Genomic DNA, 15,918 nt, shown 5'->3' with positions numbered 1-15,918 from the left:
TGTTTTTTTGGTTCTAAATTTCAAACTGCAAACAATGGTAAGAAGTGCCGCATTCACTACAAGTCATTACAATATCATCATCTTGACTACACAAATCGCTGATCTCTGAACGTTCATATTCGTGTTCTAAAACACCACCACATTCACACTCATTTTCATCATATTCTTCTTCATTCTCGTTGTATCTTTCTGCTTCTAAATCTGTAATGAATCCCATATCATTCTCCTTTGTTCATTGTGGTTCTAGTTGATTCATGATGTTTTATATGGGATTTATAGGTGTCGATTATAAGATTTATTCGATCTATCACTCTCGAATCATCACCACCAAAAGAAAATTCATAGACAAAAATTTCTTTATCGACTTCTTCTAAGAACGCCACTCTCTTTTTAAGTGATTGGTATAGTATTTCTCTAGGCATATTATGGTAGTAAGCCTCATTATCAGAACAATAGTCTGATTCAATTTTAGGAAAGAAGTTTTCAAAGCCTCGTGAGCTAAACTTGTAATTTTCAGACCTTGTAAACTTCAAGCAGTATGGATCAACGTTTCCAATTTCTTGTTCTGTAAAATCACTGCGAAGTTGTTTTTGAATGTCAATTGATACAATCTCATTAAGAATACTCTCTTCCGTTTTTTCAAAAACAAATGCACTTTTGAAACCAAGGTGAGCATTGCCGATTGCGAGCGTGAAAATTGAGATAGCAAGACCGAAAGTTATAGGGCTAATTTGATTCTTAAACATTATCAGCCTCCTTTTCAATCGCTTCATTTCTCATTCTGTTCAACGTTACAACATAGATAAACACGCAGAATTTAAATGCAGGTAAAGCGATAAGAACAGCTTCCATCAAACTTTCTGGAATCATCATTTTTGGTGAGTATGACCAGATGTATAGCAACTCAAAGAAAGTTACTACAACCATTGTAAGAACAACGTGAAGGTTATCCTTTATATACCCAAGTGTTGAATTTAATATGTTGTCATTATCATTAAATGAACGAATAAAAACTAAATACATGTAAGTAGTAAGTAATGCTAAATACATACATGTTTCGGCTTGTTCTAATGGTGAGTAAATCTGGCTTATAAATAATGCCATTATAAAAAAGATTGGACTTTTCCACATCCCTCTAAATCTATATGTTTTTGCAAGCTCCGTATTTGAAATCCATTGTTTTATTTTTGTTAGTGTATCCATTTTAATATTCCTTGTTTGTTATGTAGTTTCCTACATTTATAGGAATACCATTTCATCTTGTTCTGTCAAAAAAATGTTTAATATTTCTTGATTTTTAAAATATTTTAAATAATTTTTGATGTTCAATTTTTACCCATCTATTAATGTTTTTACCCACTAAATCACATTGAAAAATAATTTAAAAATCCTAGGATTTTTGCAAAATATTTTTTGTGTGTTTTCTTATAAATAACCGAGGGAGGAAACATGGCAGTAAAGAATATGACTGAATATCTCAATGAACTTGTTGAGACATTCTTAAAGAAAAAAGGAATGGAAGATGTTGAAGAGCTTCATTGTGAAAAAGGTGCGATAAGGATTTCAGAATCGAAGTTAAAGCACGTTCTTCATTCTGCTTCAAGAAGCGAAGCAGGCTTTAAAATCTACTATTCACAATACAAAAAAGGGAATGGATACAACGTGTTCATCAACAAAAGCTTTGCAAATTATGCTTACCAGCGAATTTCAAAACTCAACATCTACAAACAAAAATTAAAAAGGACTAAGACTAATGGATAAGTTAAACAAAATTTATAAAAACAAGATTGTGATCGCTGCATTAGGAGTGATTGCATTGATAGATACAGCATTCGCAATTGACTACTTCACGACTGATCACGAAGCGAGAGATTGCATAGGAACTCAGTATCAAGCACTTCAGACGATGATGAATGATTATGATAATTCTGATTCTCTTTCAAAGATTGATTTGGGTAAAGTCATTGCACAGCAAACTGAGCTTATAAATGAAATGAAGCGCAGTGATGAAGTGGCAAAACGCTACTGCAAAGGAGGGAAATAAAATGAAGCTAGATATGAAAATTCTTGGGATTGGTTTTATTGCTGTAATTGTTTTATCACTTTCAATTGAACATTGTTTTTCGATTTTCTTTAATCCAAATGCTCTGTTAGTAAGCACAGATTCATACGAACATTTGCTAATGGGAAGGTTGCAGTTAACATTAATAATATCCCCCGTTCTTGTGTTAATTCTTCCTTGTTCAAGACAACACATATTGACGAATGGATTGCTGCTTATGAGTTTTTCTTTTGTTTCTTTTCTAATCGTTTTCAATAATGGATTGGGTGAAGAAGACTTGATTGACCCAGTGTTTCTATCTGATGTGTCATTTGATGAGAAGAAAGAACATTATATAAGTAACATTGAAATGATAAAGAAAAATAATCTAATCCTAGATGAAAATTTTAAAATGGAACGATTGATTGAAAAAGAAGAAGATCTAAGGAAAAGGGTTGGTAAAAGTATACACGAACTGAATTTAGTAATAGAAAATCTCAACACTATTATAATAGAGAAGGAACAATTAAAAGATAAACATTCAGAAACAACAAAAAGCCTTTAGGGGCTTTTTTTATGCGAAGCATTCTTTCGGTTCTCTTGCTTCATCAACAGCAAGATAGACCGATTTAAGAACCTGATGAAGCTCTTCATTAGTCAAATTTGTCTTAGCCAAATCTTCATAAACTGGTTGAAGAAAAGGCGGTAAATCAGAAAATAACTGTCTGTAATATCTGTCATTATTCATACTCAATCCTTTTTATATGCCATATATAAGATATATAACATTAAAAATTACTTTTAAAAGAGTAAAGCATTAAAATATTTATGCTGATTTTCGTTTAGTTCTGGGATGTTCATGTTTAGCTTGTTCAATTTTAGCTTTAAGAATAGTCTCATCAATCAGAATCTCTTGAGTAATGCTTGATGATTTGTTCTTTGAAATGTAACCGCCCATGTTTTCAAGCATTTTGAGTAATACATCTATCTTGAAATGTTTTGTCTTTCTTGATAGCAGCATTGAAGTTCTAGGTTGACTAATACCTATTATAAAAGAAAGTTGATTCTGAGTTAAGTTGTTAGTTCTGTAAGTTTTATCTATAACTTTTATGATGTTGTTTTTTATCTTGTCGTTTAACATGTTGTTATCTCCTTTATGTATGTAATATTTATTATCACAATTTAGATATAATGAAAGTTCTGAATTTAAAAAGGTCTAGGTTTTGGCTGTATCTTCAAGATTTTATTTTTATCCTGTTAGGATTTTGATGTTGTGATTTTCGGTCTGAAGTTTTCGTTGGCGTTTGTGTTGGTCATGTAAGATATATAAGACATACAAGGCATATAAGATGTATATCATGTATAAATATATATCACATATAAGTGTATAAATGTATAAATGTATAAATATATATCACAAACAAGTTCATAATGTTTGATGGGCTAAGTATGTTTTAGTATAATATGTATATATTAAAAGGAGATATTTATGAACATTTCAAAAACTACTATAAACTTTGCAAAGAAAAGACTTGTTGAATTGTGTGTTGATGAAGATAGTGTTTCTTTTTACCCATTGAATGATGAAGGTGTAGAACCAGCATTGATTTATTCAATTCAAGATACAGGGTTTTTCTTTAAGTCGAACATTTGGCTATCTGACCAAACAAAAGAAGATTTGCCGCATTGGTTGATGGACGAGAAAATGCTTAGACGTATGATTGATTTCATTGCACAAGAACTAAATTCAACCCACTAAAAAGCTTCCCTTTAGGAAGCTTCAATTCTACATCGTCAACGATGAACGAGATTTTCTAGCAAGCTTTTGGTCTTGCTTTGGTTCATCTAGTTCTAACTCAGGCAACGGTTTTTGTGTGAGCTTTTCACCCTTTAACGTATCTAAGGATACTTTCGCCTCTATCAGCTTCATAAGCGACTTTTTAACAGCTTCATCACGATTATCAGGTTCATCACCAAAGTATGCATTATCAGCGATTCGTTCAAGTAGCTCTGATTTATCAGTCTCAAATTTATGATAATCAATTTGGTCAGTAACAATCGTAAAACCCTCTTTGTCTTTAACAGATAGAAACGTTGTTTCAACAGTCATACCATCAGCAACAAGCTCTTGCTCAAACTTGATTCCATAATCTTCAAGTTCTTTCAAAGCATTCTCAATTCTATAATTATATAAATTCGTAAGAACGAAATCTGAAGCTTCTATTCCGTCTTCGTAGCCTTTTACTAAACGTTCAGGATGTTCTACAAGGTCAGTCGAGTATCCATTGTTGTATCTGACACTTGCCCCAAAAGTCGAAAAAATACCTAATTTGCTTGAGATTCTTACTGCGCTCGATTCAGCGGTTACTTCTTCTTGATCATAATCTAAAGCCGTTGTGGGTAGTAAAGCAATTACTGGTTTACCCGTTTTTTTATTAACCTTATTTTCTATTGGGAATCTATTGAAAATAGTGTGATGACCAGTGGAATGAGAACACTCATGAGCTGAAATTTGAAGGTAAGATTCAGGGTTTTTATAGCGTTCATACGGTGCGAACATCATCTGATGTGGAATTGGAGCGTATGCTGAAAGGTCTCTATCATCGAGTTCTATAGCCTTTACACCATTTGATGCTATGAGTTCTTGCCTTAGATCCAACAGCTCTTGATTGTGTAGAGCAGGGTCCATCTTTATTTCTCTAAGTCTCTTGTATTCCATCAAGTAAAAATGCTTCTCTATGAATTTCTCAGGTAAGTGATCAAAGAACGGTTCAATTGAACCTACAGCAGTATTTGTCGTGTTTCTATAGCTGTAATAACCTTTTTTCTTCATTTCATCTTCAGATAGATCTTTAGTCAGTTCTTCATATTTCACCTTTGATAATTTCAGTGGTGCTTTCTTCCCTTTTTGTCTCTTTCTATAAACCTCATACGATTCAACAATGTTTCCACCGTGTTTATACTCCTTCATTATTTCACCAATGGATAGGTGTTTTGATGATTCTGGTAGTGCGTTTTCATCAATTAACTTTGTGAAGAATGTTTTGAATGCATAGTGAGGAGCTACCATAGGGATGTTGTATCTATTTTCTGTTTGAGAAACATCTAATAGTAATTGGTTTGAGAAGCTGTGAGGTTTCCCATTAAGATTTATATGCATACCCCTAACTAATCTTTTGAATTGACCAACTTCTATTTGTTCTGTTTCTTCTACCTTCTCTTTCGCACCATCCTTTATCATTCTTGTAATAATGTTTGCTGTGTATTGTTTTCTTTTTGAAAGTTTCGTTTTTGTTTCTTGCTCCATGATATTTTCTCCTTGCTTATAAGGATTCATTACCACGAATTAGGGAATTTGAAAGAAATGGAGCAATAGTTCAGAAAAGCGATTCAGCTTTTTTTTAGTAGGTAAACGCAAAACATAGCTTTAAATCTTCATTGATAGTCCTGGTTAATTTCCCATAAATAACTGATATTGCGTTGTTTTTGGGTTATTAAGAAAAAGTTAAATAAAAATAACTATTGACTGGGGTTGTGGTTATGTGATAGTGTAATGGCACGCTAACGGATACGTTAGTGCAGGCAAGGAAAAGTAGCCGACAGTGCTAATATAAAGCATATGGTCAGAGGAATGACCGAGTAGGAAGCTCATTACTGTCAGACATGGAAGGTCGTAAGAACAGTAGTTAAAAGCAAAAGTTAAGACCACATATCTTACTTTTCTGCATTTTAACAGCCAGACAAGCGTTAAGTCGCTTGTCATAAAAAACGATGATTTTTAGTTTAAACAACAAGAGGATACATTTAGACAGAGTTCAATAAAGTTATACAGTTAAGATTATTGCCAATATTATTATAATATTTTTGGATTAATCCATCTTTGCTACTTTCGCAAAGTGAATTCTCGAATTAGATTATGATAAGTAAGTATATAGGATGGTTGTGCTTGAATCGTATCAAGATAACTTGAACTATAACTTTTCATTGGGATAGATCTATCTAACTTAAGTGAGTTAGAATTTACGTGTAGCTATACTCTAAGCTAAATACCTCAGTTATAACTAACTTTCATCCAAGGCTTGTTAATTTGGAGAAAAGTTATGCCACGTAAAATACAAACAATCAATTCAAAACCTAAGAAATCAACGATCTTATCTTCAGATATTATTGTCGATTTATCACGCCTAAATTTTATATCTTTCTTTAAAATCTTGAATAGAACAATTCAAGACTCTCTTTTACGACTTCCAATTATTTAAACAAATCACGCTCACTTCGAGCGAAATTTAAACCCTAATTTTTCAATTTGAACAAAACAAGTTCAGGGGATTTTTGCGCCCAAAATTTAGCAAAAAAGAAGCGGAAGACTTCAAGCAACACTGGAAGTTGCATAACTAAAAGAGAGCTAATTATGAATAATATCAATGAAAAAAAAGTAAAAAACAAACACAAGACTATTCAATATATGGGTAACAAAAAGGAATTACTAACGTTTCTTGATTCTTCACTGCAAGACTTTCTCATTAACGTTGCAAAAGATAATAACTGTAAAAGTTTCTTCGATGCATTTTCAGGTTCAGGTCAGGTTGCTAACTACTTCAAAGACCAATTTGAAGTTACAACGAATGATAAACAAGCGTTTACAAAAGTTATCAACGATGCATTTCTATGTTCAAAAGCAAGCAAGGAACGAATTGCAGAACTAATTGAAAGAATGAATAACATTCCAGATTTTTACTTCAATCAAACAGATGGTTGGTTCACAAAAACCTACTCTAGAGAGTTAGAAGATTCACCTGTTGATTCAGATGGAAATCGTAAGGTTTGGCTAACTAAGAATGCAAAGCGTATTGATATATACAGGCATATCTTAGAGGTGTGGTTACAAGCAGGAAAAATTGATCAGGACGAAAAGAACATTCTGATGGTTTCGCTAATTTTGGCTGTTAATAGCATTTCAAATGTCATGGGGCATCAAAACGGATATTTGAAAGATTGGTCTGCTAAATCACAGAAAGACATTCTATTAGAAACTCCTGAGTTTGAATCAAACCACACATTCAATCACAAGAATTTTCAGGGTGATGTTTTTGAAACGCTTAGAAAAGTCAGTGCCGATATTACTTACTTCGATCCGCCCTATGGAACGAACAACGAGAAAGTTTCTTGTTCGGTGCGCTACTCATCGTTCTATCACCTGTGGAATACGATTGTTGAAAACAGCCGTCCTGAGATTTTTGGTAGAGCTTCAAAACCAACTAAAACTAAGGGCTTTACCGAGCCACTAGAGCAGAACAAAAAAGAATCTGTGATGCCTTTGTTTGTGCGAATGATCGAAGAATCAAAATCAAAATATGTGAGCTTTTCTTACTCGAATAAAAGCCTACTAACCGCAGAAGATTTTGAAGAAGTATTTCGTTTGGCTGGCTGTGATATGGATACATTCCGTATCTATTACACAAATCATAAAACCAATAGTCAGGCTAAATCTGCAATGAAATCAGGTGATTTTATTGCTAGAAAAAATGACAAAGAAGAGTTGTTTGAATTTTTTATTATTGCCAAGAAAAAATCTTGCTTATCTCTAATCGACTTAAACATTGAAAAAACCAAAAAAGAAAAAGCAATTCGTTGGATTTCTACAACACCTTCAGACTATTCGATTAAAGATAAAGTTTATGGATTCTTTTATGACAAGACAGAAAATATGTTTGTTCAAAATATATGTCAACTTAATAACGCAGCATAAAGATTTAAAGGAGGGGAAGACTTAACCGCAACATTGGATGTTGCCTAAATATAGAGAGAAAAATATGAAAATTTACAATCAAGATGTTTTAGAAGTAATGAAAGATATGAGTGATGAAAGTGTCGATTTAGTCGTTACAGATCCACCATACAAGATCGTAACAGGCGGTTGCAAAGTGAATGGAGACACTTCAAAAAATCCTTCAGGAATGCTTAATCGAGGTATTGCAGCTAATGACCTTAAATCGAAATGGATTAATAAATCGAACGTTGAATTTATTAGAAGTGGTTCTTTGTTTAAGCATAACAAAATCAAATTTAGTGATTGGATGCCAGAAGTCTTTAGAGTTTTGAAAAATCAAACTCACGCATATTTTATGGTAAACGATAGAAACTTAAACGAGCTTATGACTGAGGCAATCAAGGCAGGTTTCAAGCTTCAGAATGTTCTTGTTTGGAAGAAGAACAATGCAACGCCTAACAAATACTACATGAAGAACTGTGAGTTCATTGTGATGTGTCGTAAGGGTAAAGCAAAGAACATTGTGAATATGGGAACAAAGAACGTTCTTGAAGTGAATAACATTATTGGTTCTAAAACGCACCCCACTGAAAAGCCTGTCGATCTATTAGAGATTTTAATCAGGAATAGCTCTAAACAAGGTGATGTAATTTTTGAACCATTTCTAGGGACCGGGAGCACTTTAGTTGCAGCTCAAAATCTTGGAAGAAACGGAATAGGTGTTGAAGTAGATGAACAGTATTTTGAAATTGCACAGAAACGATTACAGCCAGTTTATGAAGAACTTAAGCAAGCAGCATAAAGATTTAAAAAGAGAGGAAGACTTAACTGAAACAGCGGATGTTTCACTAATGATAGAGAGAAAACTATGAATATCGAAAAACACGTAATACAAACAGCTAAAAAATATAAAGAAAAACCTGAAGAGATTTTCAAGAAGTTCATCGAAATGACTTATCAACTCAATGCTACAACAACTTATGACATTAAGTATAAGTATCTTGAAGCTGAACAATTGGAATTCAGATTGTTACTTTTAAGAGCCGTTAGAGAGAACCCATTCACTGATGTTCTTGGTGAAGCAATGATGAACATTATTTCGTTTGATAAGAAAGGTTTAGGGCAATGTATGACTCCAAATGATATTTCATATCTTGTGGGTAGCATTCAATCAGAAATTCATCTTCGTAATTGTCCTGATAAAAAAGAAATTAATTTTTCTGATGATTGTGGATGTGGCACAGGTGGTTTGATTCTTAGTATGTTTGGAAGGTTGATGAAAAGTAATGCTGAAACCCTAAACATTTTGGTCAATGACATAGACATATTGATGGTGAAAATAGCATTGATTCAGCTTCAGTATAACGATGGTATTCACAATCCCGACAAGGCTAAAGAAGTGAATATTCTTGCTTATAACGGTAATACGCTCACTGATTATGATAAGCCTGAAAACCTTGTTTTTCATCCTAACCCTAGATTGATCCAAGAACCTTATGTAAAGGGCTATTACGAGCATATAGACCAGCTTCAGAGAGAAGATGTTTTCTCAACTCTTCTGAAAATATTTAAAGATAACGAACAACAAAATAACAAAGCAGCTTAGGAGATTATATGAGTTATTACATAGTAGAAAAAGACAGGATTATTCTATCAGGAAACACTGACACTCTGATGGTTGAAAAAGATTGTTGCGACATAGAATATTTTGAAATTGAACCAGAAGATATTTTTCAATTGTTAAAGATAAGAAAAACAATTTATAACCTCGATTGGAATTACAATTTATTCACTGATGGAAACGCTTGTGAAGGGGAGCACTTGATTGAGAGTGATGATAGACCAGTAATTCTCAATTTTACTGAAGGAACTCTTTATGATCCATTTTTCGTATTCACAGCAATTAATGGGAAACAATATTATGTTCAAGATATTTATCTATGTGATTTTCAACTTTATAGAGTTTTAAATTTCACGAAAGAAGAACTACATACAATTTGGTTGAGCGTAGAGAAAGGTCAAATTTTTGATGACCTTATTAACGATGCTTTATTCAGATATACATATGATGTTGAAGAAGAGATCGCTCTTTCAAGAATTACTGATGTGCCACCAGATGGAGCGATTCACATTGATGATGAGTTTTTTGAACACCTAGAGTCAGGTGAATATCAGAAGTTTTTAGAAGAAGTTTTAGAAATTGATTTAATACAAGAAATAACTAACCCAAAAGCAGCTTAGGAGCAAATATTATGAAAAACGAAACGAAACAACTAGCAAAAATTATCACTAAAACGGCTGACAAATACGGTCAATCAACAGATAGAATCTTGTCTGATTTTGTTGAAATGACATATCAATACGCTGTCACTGGAACATACAGTCAGAACTATGCTTTTATGCAGATTGAGCATAATAAGTTTCTTACTTATCTCATGAACTCGATGAAGAAACGACCTTATTTTGACTATTTCGCTGAACTTATGGTAGAGCTAAACAAGTTCGATAAAAAGAAAATGTGCCAGTGCATGACACCGCCAGAAGTTGTATCTGCAATAACTCTTATTCTTAATAGTAAAAGTTCGAAGCAGAGAATGGGCGAACCTACCTGTGGCACTGGCTCGTTTGTTCTGGAATTGGTCAAGAACCACGTTGAGTTAAAAGACCCAGAAAAATCTTTTGAGCTTATTATTAATGATCTTGATGAACGATTAATTAAAATCGCAGTTATACAGTGCTTGTTCAACCTTATGGTAAACAATGTTGACCAACTCCCCGATATTCAAATCACAGCTTATCAAAATGATTTAATCAAAGAGTATAAGAAAAATGGCCGTATCGTTTACGCTAACGACCCGAACCGAATCACAGATCCTTATGTGATGCGCTTTTTAGAGCATAAGCGAGAGCAAGAGTTTCACAGAAAGATGTTAGATTTACTTTCTGGTTCTCATCCACATTCTGATGAAGGTAAAGAGGCAGCATAAATTGAGAATTTATCGAATCTGGACAAACAAAAGAGATTTTGAGCGTATCTTTAACGAACGTCCTGAACGCTGTAAATATGAGTTCTACCTAATCACGGAACGAAGAGACATGTTTCGTGATCTGGCAGTAGACAAGTTTTATATTAATGAATTGCTTGAAGAAGCAAATCATACTGATATGGCTCTTACTGAACTTGAACCATTAGTGATTGAAAAGCTCTTTTCTGAACGTATTTATCAAGTGCATTTAGTTGATGAAGACGAGCAAGAACAAGCTCTGAATGAGGTTGCATTGAAAGTTTCTAATGCGATTGAATCAAAGTATAACGATGTTTTAGATCTTGAGGTTTTACCATTTCAGATCTATGAACCAGAATACAGAAAAGAAGCGATTGATGATGCGTGGGAATCAGGGATTTCACTCTATGAATACGAAGAAAGTTTTTTATAAAATAAATTATTTTAAAATTACTTATCAGAAAAAGAACCTAGAACTGGTTCTTTTTTTTTAACTTTTATTATGTAAATGAAAAGTATCATATCAAGCTATTGATTAACCGTTTTTTTATGTCATAACAGTATATGTTGACAGATATAATTAAACGAGGATTAAGAACAATGGAAGTAAAATCAAGAGAACACTTTATAGAGCTTTGGAACGGTGGACAAAGAAATTTTTCAAATTATAGATTTGAAAACAACATGGATTTATCGAACCTTAAAATGGACAAACTAATCGCAAGAAATGCAACGATGACAGGCGTTGACGTTACAGGTTCAAGTCTCAATGGGGCGAAGATGAAAGGGGCTTTTATCTATAACTCAGTTTGGAGAGGTACAGAAGCAAACAACATTGATATTTCTGAATGTTGTATCAGCAACTCAATCATTGAAAACAGTGAATTTAGAAATGCAAATTGCACTAAGACAAGTTATAAATTTGTCGATCTAGAGCAACTAAGATTATGTAACTTTGAAGGTGCAAAAATCAGAGGTAGTGAACTCGATTTCTTCAAGATTAACAGCAATAACATATCGCTAGGCGTATTGGCTGGAAGCATGATTCTAGTGATTGGTATGGCGATTGGATGCTTTTAAGATTCGATTGTAATCTGATTTCAGCTTAGTGATCGAAGGTTTGATTTTAACGTCAATACTATAATAATCGTAGTTTCGTTTTTTCAGTATGAACTCTTTTAGCTGTTCAGCAAAATCTTCATCACGATTTTCTGGTTCATCACTGAAGTAAGCACTATCTACAGCATCTTCAAAAACACAGGCATTATCGACTATAAAAATATATTCATTTTCTAGGTCAGTTGTAACCGTAAATTCTTGATTGAGATTTGCGGTTTTAAACGTAGATTTAAGCTCTGTTCCAAGTTCTGATATACCGACCCATCGAACACCAAGATCATGAGGTAGAAACGCAGGAGCAACTTTGATTCTCGCATCACCACGAACATAATCAGCTAATGAAAAATCGTGTTCTTCAACATAGAACTGAAAGTCATAAACCGATTCTAAACGATTATTATAAACACATTCATCACGTATAAAATACATATCGGACGCAGGTAAAGTATCAGCGTATTGCTCAAAAAGGAGCGTATAAATTTCGCTGTTCTGGTCGATATACGTTTTCTTGTATGGTTCAAAAAAATCTTCAATCACAAGAAAATAGCTGAAGGTATTAAGATAATTATTACTGAGTGAATTCTTGTAATCTTCACATTCATAACAGATTCTATCAATGCTCGATTTGTAAAGAACAACTCCTTTATCGACAAAAGCGATAAAATCTTCTCTGTGCTCATTCAGTTCAATAGAACGTTCAACATAAGAAATATTGAGCTGTTCTAAGATTTTCTTTGAAGTTGATTCAGGGATTTCATCAAAAAAGAAAACACCTTGTTCTGTGATGATTTCAAGCTCTGTAATCGGTTTTGAGCTGTCATAAACCACAACGTCAATCTGTGCTAGTATTTCATCTAATTCACTCTCATGTTGGCTTACAAAGCTTTTTATGGTGAATTTAGAATCTGAATCATCAATGAGTTTTCGATGGTGCTGAATAAATCCTTTCAGAGAACGACAAGAAGCCTCATTAGTAAGTAATGAAGCTTTTGGATTATTCATCAATGTTTCAATCTTGATGTTCATAAAACCTCTTTGATTTTACATCCTTAGAGAGCGAGATTTTTTCTTTTGTGGTGCATCAACCTTGGTAATCCCCCCGAAAATTAATCCCATGCAAAAGTAGAATTTTCTCGTATAGTAAATACAGGAGATTCAACATGAAAAAGTCACGTTACACGGACAGTCAGATCTTATCTATTCTCAAGCAGGCTGAGGCTGGTACACCTGTTCCTGAGCTCTGTCGTGAGCATGGAATGAGCAACGCAACCTTTTACAAGTGGCGTTCGAAATACGGCGGTATGGACGCATCCCTTATGGCGCGGATGAAAGAACTCGAAGATGAAAATCGACGGCTTAAAAAGATGTATGCGGAAGAACGCCTTAAAGCAGAGGTGATCTCAGAGGCGATGGCAAAAAAGTGGTGAAGCCCTGTGAGCGTCGATTGATGGCTCAGCGTTCGGTGGCGAACTATCACATCAGCATTAAAAGTGCATGCTATTGGTTTGGGATCAGCGAGACCTGCTATCGCTATAAATCGAAGCTTCAACCTGAGAATGAGTTGATAGCTCAGGAGTTAGTAACGCTGTGCAACAGTGAAGACTGCTCTGACTGGGGCTTTGGCCTGTGTTTTCACCATTTGCGGAACGTTAAAGGGTATACATGGAACCATAAGCGGGTTTATCGGATCTACTGCGAATTGGCTCTAAACTTACGTATTAGGCCAAAACGACGCCTGAATCGCCATACGCCAGAGCCTCTTAAAGAGCCGATTAAAACAAACCAAGTTTGGTCCGTGGACTTTATGCATGATCAGCTATCTGATGGCCGGAAGTACCGTTTATTCAATGTGATAGATGATTACAAACGTGAAGGTCTGGCGTCAGAACCTGATTTTTCAATGCCCACAGTACGAGTCACTCGGATCTTAGAGCAGCTCATCGAACAACGAACCAAACCTGTTGCGATCCGCTGCGACAATGGTCCTGAGTTCATTAGCCATGCGTTTATTAAATGGGCCAACAACCACGACATTCGAATCGATTATATTCAGCCAGGAAACCCACAACAAAACGCCTATATAGAAAGGTTCAACCGTACTATGAGGTTTGGCTTAGTGAGTAAGTATTTGTTTGACACACTTGAAGATGTTCAAGATCGGGCGACCCAATGGTTATGGTTCTACAATCATCAACGACCACACCTTGCAAATGGAGGGTTCCCACCACTAAAAACGGCAGCATGAATTCTACGAATAAATGCGGTTAATAATGGGAGGATTACCCCTTAAGTTCTTCAGAGTTTATTTTTCTATTTATTTCGTCATTACTTAAAGACTTATGATTAAGCTTTGATTTTGCTTCAACAAGATTAGTCAAAGACAAATAAAGATCTTGATCACTAGGGTTAGAATCAGGATTAGCACTATCTACAGCATCTTCAAAAACAGAAATATCATCAAATAACATTTCATCTTTTTGCTTGTGATGGGTAATAACAAACATATAATCAAATTTCGGAACTTTAAAATCTGCTACAACTTTACCTGATTCAAACTTCATATCATCAAGCTTTACACCATAGACTGATTCAAGCTTTTCCTCTTCAATCTCACAGATTTTTTTCAAGGCAAAGTCTTCATCGACTTTTAAAAATATAGCGGTTGTCGCATCACCATGACAATCAGGTTTTTTCTCGAACACTTGGTAGTATTGACCTTTCAGTTCAACAAAACCTTTCTGATGATCTTCTCTAACAAGATAATCTATATCACCTTCTAAATCTTTAAACTGGAATGTGATTTTGTCAGAACTGAAGTTAAATTTTGATTGAGCATCTTCAAACAAAGCTTTTTGCTCAAGATTTTTTTCTGGTATGACAAACGCAATCATATTCTGGTGATTAACCAAATAACCTTCTTCAATCTCACAATCACCAAATCTAAGAATGTTGTTTGAGAGCGTTTCTACTTGTTCAGATAGAGTTCTATTATCTTCATTGTTATGCATTTCCATAACACGATATGAAGGAAGTGTTTCATTCAATTCAATAGCTAAATCATTTTGTAATTTATTTATATCATTAAGTTTTCGTTGTGGTGAATTTGAATGTTGTTCTAGAATATAATCTGTAAAACTTATATCGCCAATGACTAGTTCATCATCTTTTACAAGATTGAAATCTAGGTCATAAACAGAACCTTGGTGAACATAGAATGATTCTTCATCCATTAACCAATGAACATCAGCATGTTTCATTTCAAACATTGAATATGTATCAGTTGATTTGTCGATATCTATAACGTCAATATCTAAGTGTAACCTCTGATTTTTAGGTAGTTTTGCAACTAAATCTAGAGCCTGATGAAGTTGTTTTTCAGAAGCTTCACCATCAAATCTTTCAACTTGAAATTCGATAAACTCAGTAAGACTATAGTTTGTGTTATTTGCTTCTGACTTGAAAATTAATTTATCATTATCTATATAAGATATATATTTTTCACATTCGTAAATGTCTAGTTCTTCAAAGTCTAGATCGGTATTGCCAGCAAAATATTTTACTTCTAACCCATCTAATATTTTTTCTGTTGTTTCTAAGTCGCAATCTTCAAAATCTATTTTATGATAACGTCTCTCAAAACTAACTTTTGAATGAAGTAAGTCATTTGGGTCTAAATCAATTGTAAAACCGTCCTTCCTGTTTTTTTCTACTGCATAATCAAAGTGGTGCAAGAAATCTTCGTAAACTTCATCATCATCAAGATCATAATTAAAACCATATTTTTCTTCAAACTCATCTAAACTTGAAGAATTCTCTGTGATTTCAATGCACCATTCTTTTATATATTCTCTTTCTGTAACTAAGTTCCCATATAATTCAAAATACAAGCCTTTTTCTTTGTCTTTTAATTGTTTCATTTTTATTCTCCTGTAAGTGTTACCCCTTATAATATTTATACTACTAACAAAATGTTTGTAAAATAT

20 protein-coding genes are annotated in these 15,918 nt (G+C 33.8%); 12 read left to right on the top strand and 8 right to left on the bottom strand.

Annotated features, from left to right (window positions below; genetic code table 11):
• Positions 1-13: 13 nt before the first annotated feature.
• Genes ACRRSX_RS18550 through ACRRSX_RS18540 form a run of 3 tightly spaced genes read right to left on the bottom strand, consistent with a single transcriptional unit; the run spans position 14 to position 1,203 of the window.
• Entirely contained in the window at positions 14-217 is a 204-nt protein-coding gene (locus ACRRSX_RS18550; protein WP_432451726.1) for a hypothetical protein, read from the bottom strand.
• A 1-nt stretch (position 218) separates the two neighbouring features.
• Positions 219-746 carry a hypothetical protein gene (locus ACRRSX_RS18545; protein ID WP_432451727.1) on the bottom strand — a complete coding sequence of 176 codons (528 nt, stop codon included), beginning with the start codon at positions 744-746 and terminating at the stop codon, positions 219-221.
• Positions 739-1,203, bottom strand: a complete 465-nt coding sequence (locus tag ACRRSX_RS18540; protein ID WP_432451728.1) for a hypothetical protein — start codon at positions 1,201-1,203, stop codon at positions 739-741. Before ACRRSX_RS18540 ends, ACRRSX_RS18545 begins: the two co-directional genes overlap by 8 nt.
• Positions 1,204-1,449: 246 nt before the next feature.
• Here ACRRSX_RS18540 and ACRRSX_RS18535 point away from each other — a divergent pair, with 246 nt between their 5' ends.
• From ACRRSX_RS18535 to ACRRSX_RS18525, 3 genes are read left to right on the top strand one after another with little or no spacing between them, the layout of a single operon-like run.
• Positions 1,450-1,761, top strand: a complete 312-nt coding sequence (locus ACRRSX_RS18535; protein WP_432451729.1) for a hypothetical protein — start codon at positions 1,450-1,452, stop codon at positions 1,759-1,761.
• Positions 1,754-2,044: a hypothetical protein gene (locus tag ACRRSX_RS18530; RefSeq protein WP_432451730.1), complete on the top strand. Its 291-nt coding sequence runs from the start codon at positions 1,754-1,756 to the stop codon at positions 2,042-2,044. Before ACRRSX_RS18535 ends, ACRRSX_RS18530 begins: the two co-directional genes overlap by 8 nt.
• On the top strand, positions 2,004-2,606 hold the full coding sequence (locus ACRRSX_RS18525) for a hypothetical protein (protein ID WP_432451731.1): 603 nt from the start codon (positions 2,004-2,006) through the stop codon (positions 2,604-2,606). The genes ACRRSX_RS18530 and ACRRSX_RS18525 overlap by 41 nt, the downstream gene beginning before the upstream one ends.
• A gap of 9 nt (positions 2,607-2,615) precedes the next feature.
• On the opposite strand, the gene ACRRSX_RS18520 is transcribed toward ACRRSX_RS18525, so the two are convergent.
• Both ACRRSX_RS18520 and ACRRSX_RS18515 read right to left on the bottom strand, forming a co-directional pair.
• Positions 2,616-2,789: a hypothetical protein gene (locus tag ACRRSX_RS18520; protein ID WP_017035601.1), complete on the bottom strand. Its 174-nt coding sequence runs from the start codon at positions 2,787-2,789 to the stop codon at positions 2,616-2,618.
• Positions 2,790-2,867: 78 nt separating this feature from the next.
• A complete protein-coding gene (locus ACRRSX_RS18515; RefSeq protein ID WP_432451732.1) occupies positions 2,868-3,182 on the bottom strand; it encodes an XRE family transcriptional regulator in 315 nt (104 codons plus the stop codon).
• 348 nt (positions 3,183-3,530) lie between these two features.
• Here ACRRSX_RS18515 and ACRRSX_RS18510 point away from each other — a divergent pair, with 348 nt between their 5' ends.
• Positions 3,531-3,800 (top strand): hypothetical protein, encoded by a 270-nt coding sequence (locus ACRRSX_RS18510; protein ID WP_432451733.1) that lies wholly within the window; start codon positions 3,531-3,533, stop codon positions 3,798-3,800.
• A gap of 27 nt (positions 3,801-3,827) precedes the next feature.
• Here the strand turns inward: ACRRSX_RS18510 and ACRRSX_RS18505 are convergent, their stop codons facing one another.
• Complete coding sequence (locus ACRRSX_RS18505; protein ID WP_432451734.1) at positions 3,828-5,348, bottom strand: hypothetical protein; 1,521 nt, start codon at positions 5,346-5,348, stop codon at positions 3,828-3,830.
• Positions 5,349-6,452: 1,104 nt separating this feature from the next.
• Here ACRRSX_RS18505 and ACRRSX_RS18500 point away from each other — a divergent pair.
• The 7 genes from ACRRSX_RS18500 (at position 6,453) to ACRRSX_RS18470 (ending at position 11,896) form a co-directional block, all read left to right on the top strand.
• The gene (locus ACRRSX_RS18500; protein WP_432451735.1) at positions 6,453-7,790 is read left to right on the top strand and encodes a DNA adenine methylase; all 1,338 of its coding nucleotides are present in this window, start codon (positions 6,453-6,455) and stop codon (positions 7,788-7,790) included.
• 64 nt (positions 7,791-7,854) lie between these two features.
• A complete protein-coding gene (locus tag ACRRSX_RS18495; protein ID WP_432451736.1) occupies positions 7,855-8,613 on the top strand; it encodes a DNA-methyltransferase in 759 nt (252 codons plus the stop codon).
• Between the two features lie 66 nt (positions 8,614-8,679).
• Positions 8,680-9,417 carry a hypothetical protein gene (locus tag ACRRSX_RS18490; protein WP_432451737.1) on the top strand — a complete coding sequence of 246 codons (738 nt, stop codon included), beginning with the start codon at positions 8,680-8,682 and terminating at the stop codon, positions 9,415-9,417.
• Positions 9,418-9,425: 8 nt separating this feature from the next.
• Positions 9,426-10,052 (top strand): hypothetical protein, encoded by a 627-nt coding sequence (locus ACRRSX_RS18485; protein ID WP_432451738.1) that lies wholly within the window; start codon positions 9,426-9,428, stop codon positions 10,050-10,052.
• An 11-nt stretch (positions 10,053-10,063) separates the two neighbouring features.
• Positions 10,064-10,798, top strand: a complete 735-nt coding sequence (locus ACRRSX_RS18480) for an N-6 DNA methylase (protein WP_432451739.1) — start codon at positions 10,064-10,066, stop codon at positions 10,796-10,798.
• 109 nt (positions 10,799-10,907) lie between these two features.
• Positions 10,908-11,249 (top strand): hypothetical protein, encoded by a 342-nt coding sequence (locus ACRRSX_RS18475; protein ID WP_432451740.1) that lies wholly within the window; start codon positions 10,908-10,910, stop codon positions 11,247-11,249.
• Between the two features lie 167 nt (positions 11,250-11,416).
• Positions 11,417-11,896 carry a pentapeptide repeat-containing protein gene (locus tag ACRRSX_RS18470; RefSeq protein ID WP_432451741.1) on the top strand — a complete coding sequence of 160 codons (480 nt, stop codon included), beginning with the start codon at positions 11,417-11,419 and terminating at the stop codon, positions 11,894-11,896.
• On the opposite strand, the gene ACRRSX_RS18465 is transcribed toward ACRRSX_RS18470, so the two are convergent.
• Positions 11,864-12,961 (bottom strand): hypothetical protein, encoded by a 1,098-nt coding sequence (locus ACRRSX_RS18465; RefSeq protein ID WP_432451742.1) that lies wholly within the window; start codon positions 12,959-12,961, stop codon positions 11,864-11,866. The two genes, ACRRSX_RS18470 and ACRRSX_RS18465, sit on opposite strands and share 33 nt — an antisense overlap.
• Before the next feature lie 134 nt (positions 12,962-13,095).
• On the opposite strand from ACRRSX_RS18465, the gene ACRRSX_RS18460 reads away from it, so the two are divergent.
• A protein-coding gene (locus ACRRSX_RS18460) for an IS3 family transposase (protein ID WP_432451743.1) occupies positions 13,096-14,180 on the top strand; the annotation gives its coding sequence in 2 pieces (ribosomal slippage) (positions 13,096-13,345 and positions 13,345-14,180; 1,086 coding nt in all).
• A 34-nt stretch (positions 14,181-14,214) separates the two neighbouring features.
• On the opposite strand, the gene ACRRSX_RS18455 is transcribed toward ACRRSX_RS18460, so the two are convergent.
• A complete protein-coding gene (locus ACRRSX_RS18455; protein WP_432451744.1) occupies positions 14,215-15,852 on the bottom strand; it encodes a hypothetical protein in 1,638 nt (545 codons plus the stop codon).
• Positions 15,853-15,918: the final 66 nt, after the last annotated feature.

The organism is Agarivorans sp. QJM3NY_30 (genome assembly GCF_050870855.2).
Taxonomy (GTDB): Bacteria; Pseudomonadota; Gammaproteobacteria; order Enterobacterales; family Celerinatantimonadaceae; genus Agarivorans.
Note: the sequence above shows the minus strand (reverse complement) of the source record. Positions and strands in the feature narration are given on the sequence as shown.

Bases quoted from the DNA above. Each gene is read 5' to 3' on its own strand.
- ACRRSX_RS18550 (WP_432451726.1), bottom strand. From the start codon at position 217: ATGGGATTCATTACAGATTTAGAAGCAGAAAGATACAACGAGAATGAA.
- ACRRSX_RS18545 (WP_432451727.1), bottom strand. From the start codon at position 746: ATGTTTAAGAATCAAATTAGCCCTATAACTTTCGGTCTTGCTATCTCA.
- ACRRSX_RS18540 (WP_432451728.1), bottom strand. From the start codon at position 1,203: ATGGATACACTAACAAAAATAAAACAATGGATTTCAAATACGGAGCTT.
- ACRRSX_RS18535 (WP_432451729.1), top strand. From the start codon at position 1,450: ATGGCAGTAAAGAATATGACTGAATATCTCAATGAACTTGTTGAGACA.
- ACRRSX_RS18530 (WP_432451730.1), top strand. From the start codon at position 1,754: ATGGATAAGTTAAACAAAATTTATAAAAACAAGATTGTGATCGCTGCA.
- ACRRSX_RS18520 (WP_017035601.1), bottom strand. From the start codon at position 2,789: ATGAATAATGACAGATATTACAGACAGTTATTTTCTGATTTACCGCCT.
- ACRRSX_RS18515 (WP_432451732.1), bottom strand. From the start codon at position 3,182: ATGTTAAACGACAAGATAAAAAACAACATCATAAAAGTTATAGATAAA.
- ACRRSX_RS18510 (WP_432451733.1), top strand. From the start codon at position 3,531: ATGAACATTTCAAAAACTACTATAAACTTTGCAAAGAAAAGACTTGTT.
- ACRRSX_RS18505 (WP_432451734.1), bottom strand. From the start codon at position 5,348: ATGGAGCAAGAAACAAAAACGAAACTTTCAAAAAGAAAACAATACACA.
- ACRRSX_RS18500 (WP_432451735.1), top strand. From the start codon at position 6,453: ATGAATAATATCAATGAAAAAAAAGTAAAAAACAAACACAAGACTATT.
- ACRRSX_RS18495 (WP_432451736.1), top strand. From the start codon at position 7,855: ATGAAAATTTACAATCAAGATGTTTTAGAAGTAATGAAAGATATGAGT.
- ACRRSX_RS18490 (WP_432451737.1), top strand. From the start codon at position 8,680: ATGAATATCGAAAAACACGTAATACAAACAGCTAAAAAATATAAAGAA.
- ACRRSX_RS18485 (WP_432451738.1), top strand. From the start codon at position 9,426: ATGAGTTATTACATAGTAGAAAAAGACAGGATTATTCTATCAGGAAAC.
- ACRRSX_RS18480 (WP_432451739.1), top strand. From the start codon at position 10,064: ATGAAAAACGAAACGAAACAACTAGCAAAAATTATCACTAAAACGGCT.
- ACRRSX_RS18475 (WP_432451740.1), top strand. From the start codon at position 10,908: ATGTTTCGTGATCTGGCAGTAGACAAGTTTTATATTAATGAATTGCTT.
- ACRRSX_RS18470 (WP_432451741.1), top strand. From the start codon at position 11,417: ATGGAAGTAAAATCAAGAGAACACTTTATAGAGCTTTGGAACGGTGGA.
- ACRRSX_RS18465 (WP_432451742.1), bottom strand. From the start codon at position 12,961: ATGAACATCAAGATTGAAACATTGATGAATAATCCAAAAGCTTCATTA.
- ACRRSX_RS18455 (WP_432451744.1), bottom strand. From the start codon at position 15,852: ATGAAACAATTAAAAGACAAAGAAAAAGGCTTGTATTTTGAATTATAT.